Raw genomic sequence first — 4,562 nt, 5'->3', positions numbered from 1 at the left:
CGGGTTCCCCGTCCATGCAACCGACCCAAGCACAGGACATTCCATCATTCTACCTCCTCTACTGGCTGCTGATTTCTACTCTCGATCGCTGTTAATCATACCTTAATCCAGCAACGCCAAAAACCGTTCGTTGGCAACTAAACCACTACCAGATCCTCGCAGGCCTTCTGACTGAATATCGATACAATCTGCTGACACGGCTCGGATGTCTAGCGCGCACACGAACAGCGGGATTGTTGTTAATAGTGCAAGCTGCAATACGCGATTTAATGTCATTTTCACTCCCAAAAATAGTTTGGGTACGCTCTAGTTTCATTCTTCTGCCAGGTTGCGCTGTCCGCGTCGGGAAATCCGACTTTTTGCGCATCCGCAACCCAACCTACAGACTTATAATGCCCCGATCGAACTATGTAACAACTGCTCTATTATCTGGAGGGGTGACGGTCATAAGACAATATTTTTAGTAATTAGAATATTTGAGTGGTCGAACTAGCGGAATGTGGGGTAAAAGGTAAGAGGTAAGAGATTAAGTTCCCCTCGTCCCCCCGTCTCCCAGTACCCGGTCAGTGAGCGGCTTGCACTAAGCGAAGTCGAAGTGAGCCGAACTGCCACTCCTCCTACCCCTCTCCTTCCAAATAGGGCTTAAACTGACCCGCAGGCGTCCATTGAATTGCCCCGTCGCGCCCGGTGTAGTAGACTCGAACTTGATTCTTTTCTAAGAGCTTGATTGTTTCGGGATCGGGATTGGCGGTGGCAGCGATGGCTACTTGGGGACGAATTTTGGCGATCGATTTTTCGGTGAGTCTACCGCCGCTCCAGTACAACGTTGATGAGGGGGTGAGTTGTTCGAGATCGATCGCCGATTGGGTCAGATCGCCAGTATCATTGCCGATAACCAACCATTTTTGACTGGCTTCGGGAATGGCAATTTGGAAGATGACGGGATTAGTTTTAATCGTCGTAATTTCGACTCGATCGAATTTACGAGTTTTACCGAGTAATAATGGTTCAAATTTAATTATTTCGCTAGGAGTACTATTATCCCCAATCTGATAAAATTTGTCGATCGCGACCATTTGCGCTAGGGTTTGCCAACTACCGATCGCAGGTGCATCGAGATTGAAATCGATCGCGCTGTCAACTCGATTGACTGCTTGCTGCTGAAGAAATGGTGCGATCGTAAATCTGGCAATACTTTCATTGCCGCTATTAATTAAGATGGTTTTGCCGCGATCTTGGATGACTAAAATTTGCCGATCGTTACTGGCTAAAGTGGTAATTTGTAACTCGGTGGTTTTCCAGATAATTAATGGCACGATTACGACCAATAGCCCGATACCCGTGGGTATTTTCCAATCTTGCTGCCAGCTCGGCACTAGCCACACACCTAAGATCAGGGCATATAAAGCGATTAATTGCCAAATCGAAATTTGACCGACCGCAAATGATGCCCCAGGTAGATAATTAAACAAATTAACTATCCCGATTAAAAGCTGTGTTGGTAAATATAACAGCCAGGAAATCGCACTACCAAAAATTGGAATTATCGCACCAACTAATGCCCCGATCGTCCCACCGATGCTGATAATACTAATCAGGGGACTAGTGAGAACATTTGCAGGTAAACTATAGAGCGGAAATACCTTAAATACATACAGTTGAATTGGTAATGTCCAAATCGATGCTGCTAGTGGTACGGTAATCAGATCGGCGATCGTTGGGGGCAGCCAATCGAGCTTTTGCTGTAGTGGTTCGACAGTGACAATCAATCCTAATGTTGCCAAAAAACTCAGCTCAAAACCAATATCCCAAATCCATAAGGGATTAATAATTAGTAATAACGTGCCAGCCAAAAATAACGAACTGAGGGGATTAATTTTCCGCTGAGTTCGCAGCCCGACCAGGACTGCCATCCCCATCACCACAGAGCGCACTACCGCAGGCTGGAAGCCAGTCAAACCGAGGAAAATGAGTAAAGCTAAGCCACCGACATTTGACTGTGCTACTACCGATAATCGCTTGCGGGTGAGGGCAAGGATCGCGTTGAGGATCAGCGAGACTTGAAATCCAGACGCGGCTAGTGCATGAGCTAAGCCAACTCTGACGAACCGATCGCGTAACTCAAATGGTAAATCTACTGCTTCCGATCCTAGCACCATCGCCGTCACCAATGGCCCAATGGGGACATTCAGCCACTGCACTTGTGCGGCGGCAATTCGCGCGCGCAACTTGCCCCAGCTCCATTGCTGGGTCTGACTTTCATTCGGTACCCGCAATTGGTCGCAGCGCATCCCCGCAAAGCCCCCCGATTGACTGAGATAATCGCGAAAACTAAATCCACCAGGGTTGGCATTTACTTCCGGTCGATACAAGGTGCCCGTAATCGACACCGCTACCCCAGGCTGTAAGCCCGTCACGCTCTGTAATGGCACTGTCACGTATACCCGACCACTTACCGCTCTACTCACGTCAGCAGGGCGCAATCGCTCGCCCTGGATCTCATTTAGCTGAGTGGCATTGAGCCAAAATTGACCATTTTGACTGCGGGTGACGCGGGGATAACTATCGACAATTCCTTGGACGGTGGTAAATTGCGTCGTACCGCGTTCGGCAGTAGCGGGGATATAGTTACTGATATCATTACTGGCAGGTTTGGGGACGCGTAACTCTAGATAAAAACTAGCACAGCCGACGATCGCGATCGTCGCTACCAAAAATTGCCAGTTGGGACTCTTTTTCCAAAATCTTGGCAGTAGCCACACTAGCGGAATTGCCACCACCAGCAGTCCCCATCGCACCCACGGATTGAAGGTAATGAGTAAACCAACGACGTAAGCCAGACAGAGGAAGATCGCAGCTTGGGTATTCCGCATCAGGCAGTTATCAGTGTGAAGTTATCGCCGATCGATATTACTCTATTATCTAGCAGCAGCGATCGACTCTATTTCAACTTTGTACTCCTCAACATGCAGAATCTAGATAGTACCGCTCGTCTCATATTGGTTGTCATGCCAAAGTATGCCATTCGACCCAGCTAAAACTTTAACTTTGGCAATAACTAGATAGTGAGGATTGAAATTTACGGGTGAAGAGGGACTCGAACCCCCGACCGACTACTTAGAAGGTAGTTGCTCTATCCAACTGAGCTATTCACCCACACTAGCCCCATATCCTAACACACTTTAATTAAAATTACAGCGATGTCAAGTGTTAAATCTATGAAAATACTGCCTTTTGGGCGATCGGTCGCATGGCGATCTCGGCAATATTACTCTAGGTAATTTGGGAAGATTTGAGATTAAATAATAATATATTTTTTATTGCCAAGATGTCAATCACCGATCCACGATTAGTAAATATTGAGATTGCTACCCTTCCTAATCGTGGAATACCAGGATTGAGGCTCACTTATCAAAATCGAAAATACGACCTCCTGCAAGCTTTTAGCACTCACAAGCTGGATGCAGCTCAACACCAATGGCAGCATCTCATGTCGTTAGATCGCATTTACAATCCGGCAGTAATAGATAGATATTTGCTAGTTGGGGAAGTTGGTTATTATTCATTATGGGCGTTAGATCGCGGCTCTGCTCAACCAGTGCAGCCAGCACAGCGAAACGATCTTCAGCGTGAGCCAAGGTTGGAATTACAACAGGCAAGCTTGTGGCTATTTCAAGAACTCTGGTTGCAGTGGCAAGACTTAGTAGGTGCCAGACAATTAACAGTATTTGCCGAAAATTTAGTTGCCCACACTCCACAGCTCCAATCTCGAACAGATGTCGATCGATTATTAGAGCTAGATCCACTGACTCCTACTAGATTACTAAAATGGACAGAGTTAGATTTCAAAACATTCGATCGACAACTGTATCACCTCACTCAACAAAAAATCGGTCATCAATTCGGAAAAAAAATTGCGATCGAGATTATCGAATCAATGCCAGAATTGCTGCGATCGAGCTTAGTAGACACCCTCGATATCTAGCGATCTTTAGATCCTAACGAGCTACTGAATCTGCCAACCCATACATCCCAACTAATGACTAAATACTCACCAGAAAAATTAAACAGCGATTGGCTCCGTGGGGAATTAGTAATTTATTGGGGGCTAGTTTGGTCGGCAATTGCCTTGATACTTTATCTAAACTTTAGCGTCGTCGAGCCAGCTACCGCACGTCCGAGTTGGTTTGTTTTGTCCACTATTAGCTTAGAAGAAATTGCCTTAATCATCTCTGGCTGGCTGTGTTGGCGAAATTGGCAGAGTGAATATATCGCTGGTGGCAAAGCAGTGTGGCTACTATTTGCGATCGCAATTGCGAGCTTTTTTGTAGGTAACTTATGGTTTGTGCTGTGGGAAGTAGCTTGGAAGTTAAACCCGGCTGCTTCTGCTGGCAATCCATTTTTTGTATTATTTTATCTGATTTTAATTGCTGGGGTCCGGTTGGCAATTCTCGATCGAGATGTTCGATTGGTACCGCAGCAATGGACGATCGTCGCTGGAGTAGTAGCGGTCGGTTTGACGCTCGGGTGTTGGTTGACGACGATCCCGGCTAGAGCTGAGC

The 4,562-nt window shown here is 46.6% G+C and carries 4 protein-coding genes, 1 tRNA gene and 1 pseudogene; 3 read left to right on the top strand and 3 right to left on the bottom strand.

Annotated features, from left to right (window positions below; translation table 11 throughout):
* Window positions 1-102 precede the first annotated feature (102 nt).
* Together RMO35_RS06700 and RMO35_RS06695 are read right to left on the bottom strand one after the other, a co-directional pair.
* The gene (locus RMO35_RS06700; RefSeq protein ID WP_309739516.1) at window positions 103-276 is read right to left on the bottom strand and encodes a hypothetical protein; all 174 of its coding nucleotides are present in this window, start codon (window positions 274-276) and stop codon (window positions 103-105) included.
* Window positions 277-617: 341 nt separating this feature from the next.
* Window positions 618-2,873 (bottom strand): ComEC/Rec2 family competence protein, encoded by a 2,256-nt coding sequence (locus tag RMO35_RS06695; RefSeq protein ID WP_309739515.1) that lies wholly within the window; start codon window positions 2,871-2,873, stop codon window positions 618-620.
* Here RMO35_RS06695 and RMO35_RS06690 point away from each other — a divergent pair.
* Window positions 2,859-3,038 (top strand): hypothetical protein, encoded by a 180-nt coding sequence (locus RMO35_RS06690; protein ID WP_309739514.1) that lies wholly within the window; start codon window positions 2,859-2,861, stop codon window positions 3,036-3,038. The two genes, RMO35_RS06695 and RMO35_RS06690, sit on opposite strands and share 15 nt — an antisense overlap.
* Window positions 3,039-3,082: 44 nt before the next feature.
* Here RMO35_RS06690 and RMO35_RS06685 read toward each other — a convergent pair.
* Window positions 3,083-3,156 (bottom strand) — tRNA-Arg (locus RMO35_RS06685).
* Window positions 3,157-3,328: 172 nt separating this feature from the next.
* Between RMO35_RS06685 and RMO35_RS06680 the strand changes: the two genes are divergently transcribed.
* The gene (locus tag RMO35_RS06680) at window positions 3,329-3,985 is read left to right on the top strand and encodes a hypothetical protein (protein ID WP_309739513.1); all 657 of its coding nucleotides are present in this window, start codon (window positions 3,329-3,331) and stop codon (window positions 3,983-3,985) included.
* Between the two features lie 54 nt (window positions 3,986-4,039).
* Window positions 4,040-4,562 (top strand): annotated as a pseudogene (locus tag RMO35_RS06675) (hypothetical protein); the annotation flags it as partial.

This window comes from Chamaesiphon sp. OTE_20_metabat_361 (assembly GCF_031364565.1).
This window is presented reverse-complemented; position numbering and strand designations above follow the sequence as displayed.

What these genes read in the sequence shown, in the direction of transcription:
- RMO35_RS06700 (WP_309739516.1), bottom strand. Translation starts at nt 276, where the DNA reads ATGACATTAAATCGCGTATTGCAGCTTGCACTATTAACAACAATCCCG.
- RMO35_RS06695 (WP_309739515.1), bottom strand. Translation starts at nt 2,873, where the DNA reads ATGCGGAATACCCAAGCTGCGATCTTCCTCTGTCTGGCTTACGTCGTT.
- RMO35_RS06680 (WP_309739513.1), top strand. Translation starts at nt 3,329, where the DNA reads ATGTCAATCACCGATCCACGATTAGTAAATATTGAGATTGCTACCCTT.